Origin of the sequence: Ruegeria sp. HKCCD7221 (assembly GCF_013031225.1) — a bacterium.
GTDB lineage: Bacteria > Pseudomonadota > Alphaproteobacteria > Rhodobacterales > Rhodobacteraceae > Ruegeria.
On the sequence record NZ_WPZE01000002.1, the window covers coordinates 282,209 to 296,451 of the forward strand.

Annotated in this window: 15 protein-coding genes; 12 read left to right on the top strand and 3 right to left on the bottom strand. The window is 58.9% G+C overall.

Features of this window, described 5'->3' with window-relative positions; translation table 11 throughout:
- Window positions 1–15: 15 nt before the first annotated feature.
- On the top strand, window positions 16–2,223 hold the full coding sequence (locus GOX73_RS06995; RefSeq protein ID WP_171124080.1) for a response regulator: 2,208 nt from the start codon (window positions 16–18) through the stop codon (window positions 2,221–2,223).
- A gap of 18 nt (window positions 2,224–2,241) precedes the next feature.
- Window positions 2,242–2,703: a VOC family protein gene (locus tag GOX73_RS07000; protein ID WP_171124082.1), complete on the top strand. Its 462-nt coding sequence runs from the start codon at window positions 2,242–2,244 to the stop codon at window positions 2,701–2,703.
- Here GOX73_RS07000 and yaaA read toward each other — a convergent pair.
- The 3 genes from yaaA to GOX73_RS07015 all read right to left on the bottom strand — a co-directional run bounded on the left by yaaA (window position 2,694) and on the right by GOX73_RS07015 (window position 5,902).
- The gene (gene yaaA, locus GOX73_RS07005) at window positions 2,694–3,464 is read right to left on the bottom strand and encodes a peroxide stress protein YaaA (protein WP_171124083.1); all 771 of its coding nucleotides are present in this window, start codon (window positions 3,462–3,464) and stop codon (window positions 2,694–2,696) included. The genes GOX73_RS07000 and yaaA overlap by 10 nt on opposite strands.
- Window positions 3,465–3,497: 33 nt before the next feature.
- The gene (recQ, locus tag GOX73_RS07010; protein ID WP_171134835.1) at window positions 3,498–5,537 is read right to left on the bottom strand and encodes a DNA helicase RecQ; all 2,040 of its coding nucleotides are present in this window, start codon (window positions 5,535–5,537) and stop codon (window positions 3,498–3,500) included.
- 77 nt (window positions 5,538–5,614) lie between these two features.
- Window positions 5,615–5,902 (bottom strand): YggT family protein, encoded by a 288-nt coding sequence (locus GOX73_RS07015; RefSeq protein ID WP_171123085.1) that lies wholly within the window; start codon window positions 5,900–5,902, stop codon window positions 5,615–5,617.
- 130 nt (window positions 5,903–6,032) lie between these two features.
- Between GOX73_RS07015 and GOX73_RS07020 the strand changes: the two genes are divergently transcribed.
- The 10 genes from GOX73_RS07020 to smpB all read left to right on the top strand — a co-directional run bounded on the left by GOX73_RS07020 (window position 6,033) and on the right by smpB (window position 14,240).
- A complete protein-coding gene (locus GOX73_RS07020; RefSeq protein ID WP_171124087.1) occupies window positions 6,033–7,400 on the top strand; it encodes an MFS transporter in 1,368 nt (455 codons plus the stop codon).
- Window positions 7,397–8,260: a penicillin-insensitive murein endopeptidase gene (mepA, locus tag GOX73_RS07025; protein WP_171124089.1), complete on the top strand. Its 864-nt coding sequence runs from the start codon at window positions 7,397–7,399 to the stop codon at window positions 8,258–8,260. The genes GOX73_RS07020 and mepA overlap by 4 nt, the downstream gene beginning before the upstream one ends.
- Window positions 8,233–9,117 carry an esterase-like activity of phytase family protein gene (locus tag GOX73_RS07030; RefSeq protein ID WP_171124091.1) on the top strand — a complete coding sequence of 295 codons (885 nt, stop codon included), beginning with the start codon at window positions 8,233–8,235 and terminating at the stop codon, window positions 9,115–9,117. Before mepA ends, GOX73_RS07030 begins: the two co-directional genes overlap by 28 nt.
- Window positions 9,118–9,208: 91 nt before the next feature.
- Window positions 9,209–9,853 carry a queuosine precursor transporter gene (locus GOX73_RS07035; protein ID WP_171123077.1) on the top strand — a complete coding sequence of 215 codons (645 nt, stop codon included), beginning with the start codon at window positions 9,209–9,211 and terminating at the stop codon, window positions 9,851–9,853.
- A 263-nt stretch (window positions 9,854–10,116) separates the two neighbouring features.
- On the top strand, window positions 10,117–10,536 hold the full coding sequence (gene arfB / locus GOX73_RS07040) for an alternative ribosome rescue aminoacyl-tRNA hydrolase ArfB (protein WP_171124093.1): 420 nt from the start codon (window positions 10,117–10,119) through the stop codon (window positions 10,534–10,536).
- 60 nt (window positions 10,537–10,596) lie between these two features.
- A complete protein-coding gene (locus GOX73_RS07045) occupies window positions 10,597–11,343 on the top strand; it encodes an SDR family oxidoreductase (RefSeq protein ID WP_171124095.1) in 747 nt (248 codons plus the stop codon).
- Between the two features lie 81 nt (window positions 11,344–11,424).
- Window positions 11,425–12,465, top strand: coding sequence for a P1 family peptidase (locus GOX73_RS07050; RefSeq protein WP_171124097.1), 1,041 nt, complete (start codon window positions 11,425–11,427; stop codon window positions 12,463–12,465).
- Window positions 12,466–12,556: 91 nt separating this feature from the next.
- Entirely contained in the window at window positions 12,557–12,970 is a 414-nt protein-coding gene (locus tag GOX73_RS07055; protein WP_171123069.1) for a cytochrome c family protein, read from the top strand.
- 209 nt (window positions 12,971–13,179) lie between these two features.
- Window positions 13,180–13,722, top strand: a complete 543-nt coding sequence (idi, locus tag GOX73_RS07060) for an isopentenyl-diphosphate Delta-isomerase (protein ID WP_171123067.1) — start codon at window positions 13,180–13,182, stop codon at window positions 13,720–13,722.
- 41 nt (window positions 13,723–13,763) lie between these two features.
- The gene (gene smpB, locus GOX73_RS07065) at window positions 13,764–14,240 is read left to right on the top strand and encodes an SsrA-binding protein SmpB (RefSeq protein WP_171123065.1); all 477 of its coding nucleotides are present in this window, start codon (window positions 13,764–13,766) and stop codon (window positions 14,238–14,240) included.
- Window positions 14,241–14,243: the final 3 nt, after the last annotated feature.

Below are 14,243 nucleotides of genomic sequence, written 5' to 3' on the forward strand. Positions count from 1 at the left end.
CCGGGATGACCAAAGATGAGTCTTGCAACAAAACTGGCACAGGAACGACGCGCACGTCTGGCGGCAGAGCGTCTTTTGGAAATGAAGCAGGCCGAATTGTCCGCCGCCAACCGCAAGCTGGGCCTGCATGCGATGGCCCTGACCAAACGCATCGGCGAAACGCAGGCCGAGGTGGAAACGGTTCGGGGTGAGAATGAAAAGGTCAAATCCGACCTGACGCTGGCCAATGCCAAAATCGAGGTGGCCGAACGGCGCTTATGGCATTCAATTCAGACGTTTCAGGACGGGTTTGCGTTTTTTGACGGCGATAACCGCCTGATCGGGGCGAATACGGCCTACCTTAGCTTGTTTGACGGGATCGACGAGGTTGCGCCGGGCGTCGCATATCCACGGATACTTGAGATTTTGGTCGCTGAGGGGCTGATTGATCTGGGTTCCGAGGCTGCACCGGACTGGATCCGGAGGATGCTGGCCCGTTGGTCACAACCACATCCCAACGCGGAAATTATCCGCCTGTGGAATGGCCATTATGTCAAGCTGATCGACCAGCGGGGCAATGGTGGCGATGTTGTAAGTCTGGCGCTTAACATCTCGGCCTCGGTCCGGCATGAGGCCGAATTGACGGCTGCACGCGAACGGGCCGAAGCAGCAAACCGCGCCAAGTCCGCATTTCTGGCCAATATGAGCCATGAGATACGCACCCCGATGAACGGCATTGTCGGGATGACTGACCTGCTGACTGAAACCCCTCTGGACGAGGAACAAAGGCTCTATCTTAACACGATCCGCAACTCGGGTGAGGCGTTGCTGGTCATCATCAATGACGTTCTTGACTATTCCAAGATCGAGGCGGACAAGCTGATCCTGCACCCCGAACAGTTCGACTTTGAGCGCTGTATTCTTGAGGTTGCGATGCTTTTGCAGCCAAGTGTTCGTGACAAGGGTCTGACGCTGCTGGTTGATTATGACCTTTTCCTTCCAACGCTATTTGTTGGTGATCCGGGTCGTGTTCGTCAGGTTCTGACGAATCTGGTGGGCAATGCGGTGAAATTCACCGCCAACGGCCATGTTCTGATCCGCGTTACCGGGGTGCCCAATACCGATACCAAGACCTGCGATATACACGTGGCGATCGAAGACACTGGGATCGGGATCGAACCGGAAAAGATCGACCACATATTTGGTGAGTTCAATCAGGTCGAAGATGAACGCAACCGCCAGTTCGAAGGAACCGGGCTGGGGCTGGCCATTACAAAACGTCTGATCACGCTGATGGGCGGTACGATCTGGGTAGAAAGTGAACCGGGGCGTGGGTCGTGTTTTGGATTCCGCGTGTCGATGCCGACCGTCGAAGGCGTTCAGCCTGCCCCTCCGGATCTGGGCGGGGGTCTGCACCACGTGATGGTTGTTGAAGATTTAGCGGTCAACCGGGCCATTCTGTCGAAGCAGCTCGGCCGGTTGGGATCGCGCGTCACTGTGTGTGCGTCTGGTGGAGAGGCTTTGGCCGCAGTTGACGATACTGTTGACCTGCTTTTGTGTGATCACGATCTGCCGGATATGGATGGGCTGGAATTGGCGACCATCCTGAAAGATCGCGGGTGGGGCGAACTGCCGGTTGTGGTGATGTCAGCCAATCCCGCCGTCATCCACGCAAACCCGGCCCGACATCTGATCGAAGGCGTTCTGCAAAAACCCATTCCCCGGGCTGAACTATATACGCACCTGACCGCTCTTGGTCAGGACACACGGGCCGAACCCGCAGAAATAGCTGTACCAGAAACCGTCGAACCCGATTACGCGAACGTGCCTTCGGCCGGGCGTTTGATGCGTGTTCTGGCGGCCGAAGATAACCGGACCAATCAACTGATCCTGAAGAAAATGGTCAAGGATCTGAACATCGAACTGCGGTTCGCCGGAAATGGACTTGAAGCCGTGGATGTCCATCGTGATTTCGATCCGGACCTGATCTTTATGGATATTTCCATGCCGAAAATGGACGGAAAGCAGGCCACCGGTGAAATCCGGAGGCGCGAGATTGAGACAGGCCGCCATGTTCCGATTGTCGCGTTGACCGCGCATGCGATGTCAGGAGATGATCAGGGGATCTTGTCGGCAGGTTTGGACCACTACCTAACCAAACCTCTGCAAAAACAGAAAATCCAACATGCGATCCTGACGCATCAACCGGAGGGCACTCAGGCAGTCGTTGCCGGACAGCCATAACCAAATTAGGCTGAACTCATGTTAAATGAACGTGGTTTTCAGCCTCGCGCGCTGGGCGAGATAGCCATTCGATGCGCCGATATGTCGGCGATGGTCGAATTTTATGAAACAGTGATCGGATTGCAGCGTCTGAGCGGCGACCATGACAGTGCGATCGTTTTTTTCGAGATCGCGCAGGGTTTCGGCGGGCATACTCAGGTTTTGGCCCTGTTCCACCATACAGCCGCCCCGCGTCCGGGCTTGCATCCCACAGGTGATCAATCCCCGGTGACCGGCGGCGCGTCGGCTTTGCATCACATCGCCCTGTCGCTGCCTTTCGAAGAACAAGACGCTGTCACGCGTTGGTATGAACAAATTGGTCAGCCCTATCGGGTTGAGCAATTCGACTGGATTGGCTGGCGCGGGATTTTCACCGAAGACCCCGAGGGCAATACGGTTGAACTGGTCGCTTACGACCGGTCAATGCTGGCTCAGGCCTGATACGGACGCACGAAGACGGGTTTGTCCTCGGTCGACAACTCGGGCCGGTGTGCATAGCTGCCGGTGTCAAAGTCCAACAGCCCCGCAGGATCGGTCAGGCGGTGCTGCACGATGTATCGCGCCATCGCGCCGCGCGCTTTCTTGGCAAAGAAGCTGACGATTTTGGGGGTGCCCGCCTTGTCCTCCATGAACACAGGTGTGATCACACGCAGCTTCAGCGCCTTGGGATCGACAGCGCCAAAGTATTCCTGACTGGCGCAATTCACCAGAATGTCTGACCCGATCTGCGCGCCTTGTGCGTTCAGCGCCTTACTGAGCTGGTCGCGCCAGTACTCATACAGGTTCTTGCCGCGTCGGGTCTTCAGCTTGCTGCCCATCTCAAGCCGGTAGGCCTGAATGGCGTCCAGAGGGCGCAGCACGCCGTAAAGCCCCGACAGAATTCGCAGGTGATCCTGCGCCCAGGCCATTTCATCGGCATCCAGCGATGCAGCCTCAAGCCCCTGATAGGTGTCCCCGGCAAAGGCCAGCGCGGCAGGGCGGGTTAAGTCGGCCTCGGGGGCATCGGAAAAGGCGCGATACCGGTCGCGGTTCAAACGCGCCAGATCATCGCTGAGGTCCATCAGCTTTTTCAGATCACCCAGCGTCAGGTTGCGGGCGGTTTTCGACAGCCGGATCGCGTCGTCCTGGAAATCGGGTTGGGTGACTGTCACATCGCGCTCGGCCCAGTCCAGCCGCTTGGCCGGGGAAATCACTACCAGCATATCCGCCCTCTTTTCTTGCCTGATACGGCGTATCTAGCCCGCCTGTTCCAACACGTCCAGAAAGGCCGCGCCAAACCTTTCGTGACGACGGTCGCCCAGCACTTGTTCCAGCCCGCGCTGATCGCCGGGCCGCAGTTGCGCCACCTTGGCCAGTTGTGAGGCCGAGCAGGTCAGCGGTTTGTCGATCCCTTCTGGACCGCGCGCCAGATCGTTCTGAACCGCCAGAAGCTGATCGAAAATTTCACCCTGATCGCGCCCGGCCAGTTTGCGACGGGCGGGGTGCAGCGCGGCGGCTTCGCCCGCGATCACCTCAAGGAAGGTATCGCCGTAGCGTTCCAGTTTCTTCGCGCCCACGCCGCCGATCCGGGCCAAGTCGTCCAACGTCATGGGTCGGGTCTCGGCCATCTCGATCAGGGTGCGGTCAGGGAAGATCACATAGGCGGGCACCCGCTGTGATTCCGCCAGTGCGCGGCGTTTCGCTTTCAGCGCCGACAGCAGCGGTGCGTCTTCTTCGGCAACCATCGCTTTGACGGCCGGGCGGCGGGTGGCTTTGCGGATTGTGTCCTTGCGCAAGTTAATCTGCGCCTCGCCCTTCAGGATCGGTTTGGCGGCCTCGGTCATGCGCAACGCGCCGTGGCGGTCAGGATCGGGACGGACCAGATCATGCCCCATCATCTGCCGGAAAATTGCCTGCCATTGCGGGCGGGACCAGTCCTTGCCGATGCCCCATGTGGACAGGTCGTCGTGTCGCCGCGCCCGGACCTTTTCAGTTTCATTGGCCAGAAGGATGTCGATCAAATGACCCGAACCGAACCATTCCTCGGTGCGCAGGATGGCGGATAGGGCCATGCGCACAGGAGTGGTACCGTCGAACACCTCGGGCGGGGTGTCGCACAGATCGCATTTGCCGCAGGGCGCAGCCTGTTCGCCGAAATACCCCAGCAGGGTCTGACGGCGGCAAACCAGCGCCTCGGCCAGTCCAAGCAGAGCGTTCAGCCGGGCATGGTCGGCCATGCGGCGCTCAGCCGGGGCCAACCCTTCGTCGATTTGCGAGCGGCGTAGGCGGATGTCATCGGGGCCGAACAGGGTCAGCGTTTCAGCCTGGCCACCATCGCGGCCTGCGCGTCCGATTTCCTGATAATAGGCCTCGATGGATTTGGGCAGGTCCGCATGGGCGACCCAGCGGATATCGGGTTTGTCGATGCCCATGCCAAAGGCCACGGTGGCGACGACGATCAGACCGTCTTCGCGCGCGAAACGGGTTTCGACATTGCGGCGATCCTCGGGGTCCATGCCACCGTGATAGTGGCAGGCGGAGTGCCCCTCGGCGCGCAGGGCTTGGGCCAGCACTTCGGTCTTGTTTCGGGTGCCGCAATAGACGATGCCGGATTGCCCTTTTCGCGCAGCAGCAAAATCCAGCACCTGTTTGCGTGGCCCGTCCTTGGCGGCAAAGGCAAGATGGATGTTGGGTCGGTCAAATCCGCGCAGGAATTTGCGGGGCGCGGTGCCGTCGAACAGCTTCTCGACAATCTCGTCCTGCGTTTCGGCATCCGCCGTGGCGGTAAAGGCCGCCAAGGGCACCTTCAACGCGCGCCGCAACTCTCCGATCCTTAGATAATCCGGGCGGAAATCATGGCCCCATTGGCTGACGCAATGCGCCTCATCCACGGCGATCAGGCTGACATTGATACGCCGCAACATCCCCAGTGCCGACCCGGCGGCCAGACGTTCGGGCGCCATGTAAAGTAGTTTAAGCCGCCCAGCCTCCAGCGCCTCCCACACGGCATCGGTTTCCTCGGGGGTGTTTCCCGAGGTCAGCGCGCCGGCCTCAACCCCGGCCTCTTGCAAGCCCCGTACTTGGTCGCGCATCAGGGCGATCAGAGGCGAGATGACCACCGTTACCCCGTCGAGAAGTAGGGCAGGCAGTTGGAAACACAGGGATTTCCCGCCACCCGTCGGCATGATGGCCAGCACGTTTTCGCCCGCCGTCACGGCATCGACGATCTCTTCCTGACCCGGTCGGAAGTCGTCGAATCCAAAGACATCTCGCAGCAGGGGCGCGGCGTCGAACATGTGGGGATTGCCCTGTTTTTAGGTTTATCTGCTCTTATGACAGGACAATCACATACTAAGATTCGGTGAACAAGAGGTCAGACGAAATAGACCATATTGTTGATCAGGATGATCCGCAGCGCATAGACGCCGACGAGAACGACCAGAGGCGTCAGGTCCAGACCGCCCATATTCGGCAGAACCCGGCGGATCGGGCCGTAGATGGGTTCAAGTATCCGGTTTAGACCGTACCAGATTTGCGCGACCAACTGCTGATGCAGGTTGAGAACCTGAAAGTTGATCAGCCAGCTCATGATCACATGGGCCAGAATGATGAACCAGACAATGTCCAGAATCAGCAACAGGATTTGGATCAGTGACAGCATGGGGCCTCCGGTATTTGCGTCAGACGAGACGTAAGCGCCCGCGCCCGAAAGAGCAAGTCTGGGTCAACAGAACGCTTGCGAAACCGTCCAAAGCCCCGTCTTATTAAAAGCAACAAGAACAGGGGCAGTCATGGCAGAGATTTCCAAGCGTAAGCGCATCTGGGGCTGGTGGTTTTTCGATTGGGCGACGCAGCCATATCACAGCCTTCTGGTGACGTTCGTCTTTGGACCCTATTTCGCCGGGGTTGCGGCGGGATATTTCGCAGGAATCGGACTGGACTCTCAGGCGGCGGCTGCACGGGCACAGACGGTTTGGGCGAATTGCCTGACCATTACCGGGCTGATCATCGCCTTTGGTGCGCCGCTTTTGGGTGCGATGGCAGATGTGTCAGGGCGGCGCATCCCTTGGATCTTTGGGTTTTCCGTCATGTATGTCGTGGGGTCCGCGGCGCTGTGGTACACGCTGCCGGATGGGTCAAACATGTGGCTGATGCTGTCGGCCTTTGGCCTTGGGTTTGTCGGCGCGGAATATGCGCTGATCTTCATCAACTCGCAGTTGCCCGATCTGGGCGACGACAAGGAAGTGGGTGAGATTTCCGGCTCGGGCTTTGCCTTCGGCTATTTCGGCGGGCTGATTTCATTGGCGATCATGCTGCTTTTGTTTGTCGAGCAGGACAACGGCAAGACGCTGGTCGGACTGGACCCGGCCTTTGGGCTGGATGCGGCGCAGCAGCAGGGCACCCGGTTCGTCGGCCCGTTCACGGCAGGGTGGTTCATCCTGTTCATGGTGCCGTATTTCCTTTGGGTGCGGGACGATTCATCGTCCAAGAAACACGGCTCGGTGCGCGACGCGCTGGGCTTGCTGGCGCATTCGATTTCCAACCTGCGGCACCGGCTTAGCCTAGCCAGCTATCTGGGATCTTCGATGTTTTACCGTGATGCGCTGAACGGGCTTTACAGCTTTGGCGGCGTATACGCCCGGCTGGTGCTGGAATGGGACCTCATCAAGATCGGTGTCTTCGGGATCGTCAGCGTTCTGGCCGCCGCTGCTTTTTCGTGGGTCGGTGGCAAGCTGGACAAGAAAAACGGCCCTAAACCGGTCATTTTGGTCTGCATCTGGGTTCTGATCCTTGTTTGCGTCACGATCGTATCCATGGACCGGACGCAGGTTTTCGGCATCACTTTGCCCGATGGATCGGGCCTGCCGGATCTTGTGTTCTTTGCCTGCGGCATCCTGATTGGTGGTATGGGCGGCATTTTGCAATCGGCTAGCCGATCCATGATGGTGCGTCACACCGATCCCAAGGCCCCGGTGGAAAGCTTTGGCCTGTATGGTTTGTCGGGTCGCGCCACGGCCTTTGCCGCGCCTCTGTTGATCGGGATTGCCACAACCGCAACCGGCAGCGCGCGTCTGGGGGTGTCACCGATCATTCTGTTGTTTATTCTGGGTCTATTCCTGATGCGCTGGGTTAAACCGGAAGGGGATCAGAGCAGATGATAATACAGCGTTTTTTGGCAATGTTGGCCTTAATCACACTGGCAGGCTCCGCAGGGGCGCAACCCCTGGCCAAGCAATTATTCGGAGCACAAAAGCAAAGTTCACAACAAAAACCCGCCGCTTTCGGCAGTTATTCGCGCGGATGTGCCGCCGGGTCGGTGCAACTGCCCGAAACAGGCCCGACATGGCAGGCCATGCGCCTGTCGCGCAACCGCAACTGGGGACACCCGGTGGCGATAGATTATGTGCAGGACCTCAGCCAATTCGCGGCCAGGCAACCGGGTTGGAATGGTCTTTATATCGGGGATATCAGCCAGCCCCGGGGCGGGCCGATGACATCAGGGCACCGGTCGCACCAGTTGGGTCTGGATATTGATATCTGGATGCTTCCGGGCAACGACATGCGGCTTAGCCGCAAGGCGCGCGAGAATATCTCGTCTGTTTCCCTGCGTCGTGCCAATGGGGCGTTCGTCAACGGCAACTGGACCAAGCAGCATCACGCCGTTCTGCGCGAAGCAGCCAAGGACAAACGCGTCGCCCGAATATTCGTCTTTCCCGGCGCGAAAGTGCAGATGTGCAAAGAGGAAAAAGGCAACCGCGCCTACCTGCGCAAAATCCGGCCCTGGTGGGGGCATCACTATCATTTCCACGTGCGGCTTGCCTGCCCGCGCGGGTCCAGAGGCTGCGTTAATCAGGACCCGCCGCCCAAGGGTGACGGCTGCGCCGAAGCGCAGCAATGGGTGAACAATATCCTGAACCCGCCGCCGCCTGATCCAAATGCGCCGCCACCGAAAAAACGCCGAGAATATCGTTTGGCCGATCTGCCCCAGCAATGCGCCGCCGTTCTGCAATCCAACTGATATCCGCGTTTTGTCTGGCAGGATCGGCCTGGGCCGTCGAAACAAAGACTGCCGTTGAGTTAGGTAGCTTTGCCTGGAGCGACCCGGCTGGCTGGTTCGGAGGGTTTTCCGCGCTGCATGTTTCTGCGGACGGCCAAAATTTGACGGTTCTGAGTGACCGGGCCACTCTGGTACGCGCCAGAATTCTACGCGAAGGCGATGCAATTACCGGTGTCGAGGTCACAGGGAAATGGCCGGTTCTGTCCAGCACAGGCCAGCCATTAATCGGGTCTTCCGGTGACTCCGAAGGGCTGGCCGTGGCGCCGGATGGCAGCTTTTTTGTTTCGTTCGAACGTGTTCATCGCGTCGCCCACTATTCAGCGCCGGGATCCAAGGCGCGCGTCCTGCCGCGCCCCAAAGCGTTTGACCAGTTACCAAATAACGGCTCGTTCGAGGCGCTGGCGATCGACGGCAAACAGCGGCTTTATACCCTTACCGAGAAAGGCCGAACCGAGAATGGCGACATTCCTGTTTACCGCTGGAACGGGCAGGTCTGGTCGACACCATTCGTTTTGCCTCAGCGCGGGCGGTTTTTACCCGTAGCAGCCGATTTCGGACCTGACGGCAGGCTTTACGTTCTGGAACGCTCGGTGTCGCTGACAGGTTTCCGGTCGCGCCTTCGACGGTGGCGGCTTCAGGATGACACGCCCACCGGCGAAGAAGTTCTGTTCACCACCGGAATGGGGGGGCACGACAACCTCGAAGGCGTGTCGATCTGGCGTGATGACCGCGGTCGCCTGCGCGCCACAATGGTGTCCGATGACAATTTCCTTGCGCTGCAGCGCACCGAACTGGTGGAATATCTGCTGCCCGATTGACAGTCTCTGATCAAGCGTCTAGAAGCGCGGCTTGCCTTGGGACGGTCCCTTGGCCAAGTCGCCGCTACCTTGTCAAAACGGGCATCTGAAAATGCAACGCAGCTATATACCCGGCATTCTTGCCATGGCCACTATCGTTGTGGCCTCGAACATCCTGGTCCAGTTCCTGATCCTTGACGGATTGCTGACTTGGGGTGCTTTTACCTATCCTCTGGCCTTTCTGGTCACTGACATCATGAACCGCGTCTACGGGGTGGGCCCGGCCCGCAAGGTCGTATTCGCAGGGTTTGTCACCGGCATCATCTGTTCGCTGATCGGCAGTCAGATCATGCTGCAAGGTGACGGCTTCACCTACGCCGCCGTACCGCTGCGGATCGCAGTTGCCTCGGGCACCGCCTTCCTGATCGCACAGCTAACCGACGTCACCGTGTTCAACTCGCTGCGCGGTGGCCGCTGGTGGCGCGCGCCGCTGGTCTCGACGCTGGTTGGATCGGCTCTGGATACCGCGATTTTCTTCACTCTGGCCTTCTCAGCTTCGGTCACATTCTTCGGTGCCAATGCCGATGCCGCGATCAACTGGGCGTGGGAGCCTGTGCCTTTCATGCTGTCAGGCCCGATGGCGCCGCTGTGGGTCACGCTCGCCTTTGCTGACTGGTTGGTAAAACTCTCGTTGGCGTTGATCGCGCTGATCCCCTTCAAGGTGATCGTTGCGCGGCTGTCCGCCCAACCTGCGTAAAAAAGTGCTTTGAGAATGGCGCATCTTGTGTCACCATCCCTATCAACCGCAACAGATAGAAAAGGAGGTGATCCAGTGTCGAGAAAGAGATTGGAGAGAGGTGTCGGAACAACCGGGGGGATCGCCTGTTAAGGCAGCCCTTGGCGGAGCGCTCGCTCCGGCTGGTCGATTGATCTAACCGACCCGACCTCCTGTACTTTCGAAGGGCCGTCCCATCGGGGCGGCCCTTTCTGTTTTCGCGCTGGCCGAGTAAGGTCCAACTCATGTTGCGCATCACCGAAGATATCGTCCTGCAGGATTGGGAATTGACCGAAAGTTTCGTGCGATCGTCCGGTCCGGGCGGGCAGAACGTGAACAAGGTTTCAACCGCCGTTGAGCTGCGGTTCGAAGCCGCGCGCTCGCCCTCGTTGCCCGATCCAGTCAAAAGCCGGCTGAAACGGCTGGCTGGGCGTCGATGGACCAAGGACGGCGCAATCATCATCCAGTGTGAGGAAACCCGCAGTCAGGCCCGCAATCGCGAGATTGCGCGCGACCGGTTGGCAGACCTGATCGCTCGTGCATTGGTTAAACCCAAACGGCGTATCGCGACAAAACCCACCTACGGTTCGGTAAAACGACGCTTGGCGGCGAAAAAGGCCCGTTCGGACGTCAAGGCGCTCCGGGGTCGGGTATCGGAAGATTAATCTGGTAAGTTCGCGGTGCCTTGCTACTCTGCCCTGCAAAGACGACCGGGAGGCAAGGGTATGAGGCTGGAAGGAAAAACCGCAATCGTGACAGGTGGCGCCTCAGGGTTTGGGGCGGGTATCGTCCGAAAGTTCCTGTCCGAAGGCGCGCGTGTGATGATCGCCGATATCAACGGCGACGCGGCTCATGACATGGCGACCTCGCTTGGGGCGCAAGCCCTGGCGCAACAGGTAGATGTCGCCGACGGCCCTTCGGTTCATGACATGGCAGCGGTCGCTGCGGACAGGCTCGGGCCAGTGGACATTTTGGTGAACAATGCCGGTGTCACCCACTTGCCGACCCCGTTGGAAGCGGTAACCGAAGAGGATTTCGACAGGGTCTTCGCGGTGAACATGAAGTCCGTCTACCTCACGGCGCGCGCCTTTGTTCCGCAGATGAAGACGCGCGGAGCTGGGGCAATCCTGAACGTGGCTTCGACCGCCGGGCTGTCACCGCGTCCGAACCTGAACTGGTATAACGCGTCTAAGGGCTGGATGATCACAGCAACGAAAACAATGGCCGTGGAACTGGCCCCCTCGGGCGTGCGTGTCAATGCGATCTGCCCGGTCGCGGGCGAAACCCCCCTGCTGAAATCGTTCATGGGAGAGGACACGCCCGAGGTACGGGCCAAATTCCTGTCCACCATCCCTTTGGGCCGTTTTTCGACACCTCAAGACATGGCCAATGCAGCGTGTTTCCTGTGTTCGGACGAGGCCAGCATGATCACCGGCACAGCTTTGGAGGTCGACGGTGGCCGTTGCATCTGATCCGCTCTTCATCTGGCTAAAAATATCCCCGCCGGAGGCAGCGCGCCTGCGCGCTTTTCGGCCCGAAATTCAAAGAAACAAATGACCCCCGGACCAAAGAACCTGATCACCGATGTTCCCGGCCTTTTGGTCGGAAATGCGCAGGACGATGCTTTGAAGTCTGGCGCAACAGTGCTGACGTCGGACAGTCCCTTTATGACGTCAGTGCATGTCATGGGGGGCGCACCGGGCACGCGCGAGACTGATCTGCTGGCTGCGGACAAGTCCGTAGACAGGGTGGATGCACTTGTCCTTTCGGGTGGATCAGCCTTTGGGTTGGATGCATGCGCCGGTGTTTCTGACTCTTTATACGCACGCAGACGAGGGTTTCAGGTGGGCCGCGCGATTGTTCCCATCGTACCGGGCGCGATCCTGTTCGATCTGTTGAACGGAGGAGCTAAAGATTGGGACGATAACCCCTATCGCGCCCTCGGACGACGCGCCTTTGAATCCGCGTCGGATCAGTTCGACCTTGGAAGTAGCGGGGCGGGGACCGGCGCACTTACGGCGATGCACAAGGGAGGGCTGGGGTCGGCCTCATTGGTTCTGGACAACGGGGTATCGGTCGGCGCTCTTGTCGCCGCGAATCCACTGGGCAGCGTCACCACCCCGGGTGACAGGCATTTTTGGGCCGCGCCTTTCGAAATCGACCGGGAATTCGGCGGACGGGGCACCGACCCTGCAACCGGTCTGGGGCGGCAGGTGAACAGCCGTAAAGCGCAGGTCATGCATCCTGCCGAACCAGACAAGACAAACACAACGATTGCAATCGTTGCAACAGACGCGGCATTGACCAAGTCACAGTGTCAGCGCGTGGCCGTTGCCGCCCACGACGGGATCTCACGGGCCATTGTTCCGGCCCATACGCCAGGTGACGGGGACTTGGTGTTCGGGGTTAGCACCGGTGCGCGCGAGATCCGTAGCACTGGACCCGATTTGGGCATGATTGGCCATGCGGCTTCGATCTGCCTCGCCCGTGCAATTGCGCGCGCTGTCTATCTTGCTACGCCTGCAGAGGGCGACCTTTTGCCTTGCTGGTCCCAAAAGGATGGTGAGGCTGCTACCGACTCGGGATCGGTATGATTTCCGACTTTCGTACGCGGCAATCTGCGCGTTGACTCTGCTCTCTTGCAGGTTTCCATTCATGTCAGCCAATTTGTATCGGAGCAAAGCTATGAATCGCATCCTCGCAACCGCACTCATGGGCCTTTTGGCCGTTCCTGCATTTGCTGAAGGCGACGCAGACGCTGGCAAGAAAGCTTTTAACAAGTGCAAGTCCTGCCACCTGATCGCCGACCCCGCCGGAGAAGTAATCGTCAAGGGCGGTAAGACCGGCCCGAACCTTTATGGTATTGCCGGACGCACGGCCGGAACGGTTGAGGGGTTCAAATATGGTGACAGCCTTGCCGCCGCAGGTGAAAACGGTCTGGTCTGGGACGAGACAACATTTGTTGAATACGCTCAGGACCCCAAGGCTTTCTTGAAAACCTATCTGGATGACACGGCGGCCAAGTCCAAAATGACATTCCGGCTGAAGTCGGGTGCCGAGGATGTGTACGCTTATATTGTTAGTGTTTCGGGCGAATAACGTCTGCATCCACAAGCTTGGGAAGTTGAGCGAAGGCCGCAGCTACCTGCGGCCTTTCGTGCGGTTGATAACTAAGTCGATCAGCGCCACCTTGGAATTATGTGGATTCAAATGCACCGGTGGGATGCAACTGCACAGCCAAGCCGGTCCGGCGACAGCCAGAAGATTTTATCCGGCCGTTCAGTAGGATCGGTAGCAGGAGACATCAAATGGGAATTATGATCCCGGCCTGGGTTGATGGCGAGTTGACCCCCGTGGACAAACTGGAGGCGCATGAAAAGGGTCTCCGGCACAAGGCGGTGTCGGTCTTTGTCGTGCGTGGCACCGAAATTCTGCTGCAGCGTCGAGCGATGGGTAAGTACCACACGCCCGGCCTATGGGCGAATACGTGCTGCACCCATCCCGATTGGGGCGAGACACCCTCGGAATGCGCCGTGCGTCGCCTGCGCGAAGAACTGGGGATCACTGGCCTATACCCCGAATACCGCCACCGGCTGGAGTATCACGCCGATGTCGGCAACTCGATGATCGAACATGAGGTGGTTGACGTTTTTCTTGCCCATGTGCGCGGCCCCCTGACCATCGAGCCGAACCCTGACGAAGTGATGGATATTCGTTGGATCGACTATCACGACCTTCTGGCCGAGGTGCAGCGCCACCCGGCGCGGTTCACGCCATGGCTCAAGATCTACCTGCATAACCATGCCGACACAATTTTTGGCCCCGATCTGATCATCTCGGCCAAGACCTGAGGGCTTGCAAGGCCGCCTGAAGCCGCCTAAATCAACGCGTCATGGCCAAGCAGAAGACAGACCCTAATTACAAAGTCATCGCCGAAAACCGGCGGGCACGTTTCGATTACGCGATCGAGGACGATATCGAGTGCGGCATCGTGTTGGAAGGGTCCGAGGTCAAGTCCCTGCGGGCCGGGGGATCGAACATTGCGGACAGTTATGCCTCGGTCGATGATGGAGAGTTGTGGCTGGTCAACAGCTATATCGCCCCCTACGAGCAGGCGAAGGTCTTCAAGCATGAAGAACGTCGCCGCCGCAAGTTGCTGGTATCTCGCAAGGAATTGTCGAACCTGTGGAACGCGACCCAGCGCAAGGGCATGACGCTGGTGCCGCTGGTTTTGTATTTCAATCACAAGGGTCGGGCCAAGGTGAAGATCGGGATCGCCAAGGGTAAAAAGACCCATGACAAGCGCGAAACCCAGGCCAAACGGGATTGGTCACGTCAGAAACAGCGGTTGATGAAGGATCATAGCTGACCC

Bases quoted from the DNA above. Each gene is read 5' to 3' on its own strand.
- arfB (WP_171124093.1), top strand. From the start codon at position 10,117: ATGTTGCGCATCACCGAAGATATCGTCCTGCAGGATTGGGAATTGACC.
- GOX73_RS07030 (WP_171124091.1), top strand. From the start codon at position 8,233: ATGCGCCGCCGTTCTGCAATCCAACTGATATCCGCGTTTTGTCTGGCA.
- idi (WP_171123067.1), top strand. From the start codon at position 13,180: ATGGGAATTATGATCCCGGCCTGGGTTGATGGCGAGTTGACCCCCGTG.
- GOX73_RS07050 (WP_171124097.1), top strand. From the start codon at position 11,425: ATGACCCCCGGACCAAAGAACCTGATCACCGATGTTCCCGGCCTTTTG.
- GOX73_RS07045 (WP_171124095.1), top strand. From the start codon at position 10,597: ATGAGGCTGGAAGGAAAAACCGCAATCGTGACAGGTGGCGCCTCAGGG.
- GOX73_RS07035 (WP_171123077.1), top strand. From the start codon at position 9,209: ATGCAACGCAGCTATATACCCGGCATTCTTGCCATGGCCACTATCGTT.
- yaaA (WP_171124083.1), bottom strand. From the start codon at position 3,464: ATGCTGGTAGTGATTTCCCCGGCCAAGCGGCTGGACTGGGCCGAGCGC.
- recQ (WP_171134835.1), bottom strand. From the start codon at position 5,537: ATGTTCGACGCCGCGCCCCTGCTGCGAGATGTCTTTGGATTCGACGAC.
- GOX73_RS07000 (WP_171124082.1), top strand. From the start codon at position 2,242: ATGTTAAATGAACGTGGTTTTCAGCCTCGCGCGCTGGGCGAGATAGCC.
- GOX73_RS07055 (WP_171123069.1), top strand. From the start codon at position 12,557: ATGAATCGCATCCTCGCAACCGCACTCATGGGCCTTTTGGCCGTTCCT.
- smpB (WP_171123065.1), top strand. From the start codon at position 13,764: ATGGCCAAGCAGAAGACAGACCCTAATTACAAAGTCATCGCCGAAAAC.
- GOX73_RS07015 (WP_171123085.1), bottom strand. From the start codon at position 5,902: ATGCTGTCACTGATCCAAATCCTGTTGCTGATTCTGGACATTGTCTGG.
- GOX73_RS06995 (WP_171124080.1), top strand. From the start codon at position 16: ATGAGTCTTGCAACAAAACTGGCACAGGAACGACGCGCACGTCTGGCG.
- mepA (WP_171124089.1), top strand. From the start codon at position 7,397: ATGATAATACAGCGTTTTTTGGCAATGTTGGCCTTAATCACACTGGCA.
- GOX73_RS07020 (WP_171124087.1), top strand. From the start codon at position 6,033: ATGGCAGAGATTTCCAAGCGTAAGCGCATCTGGGGCTGGTGGTTTTTC.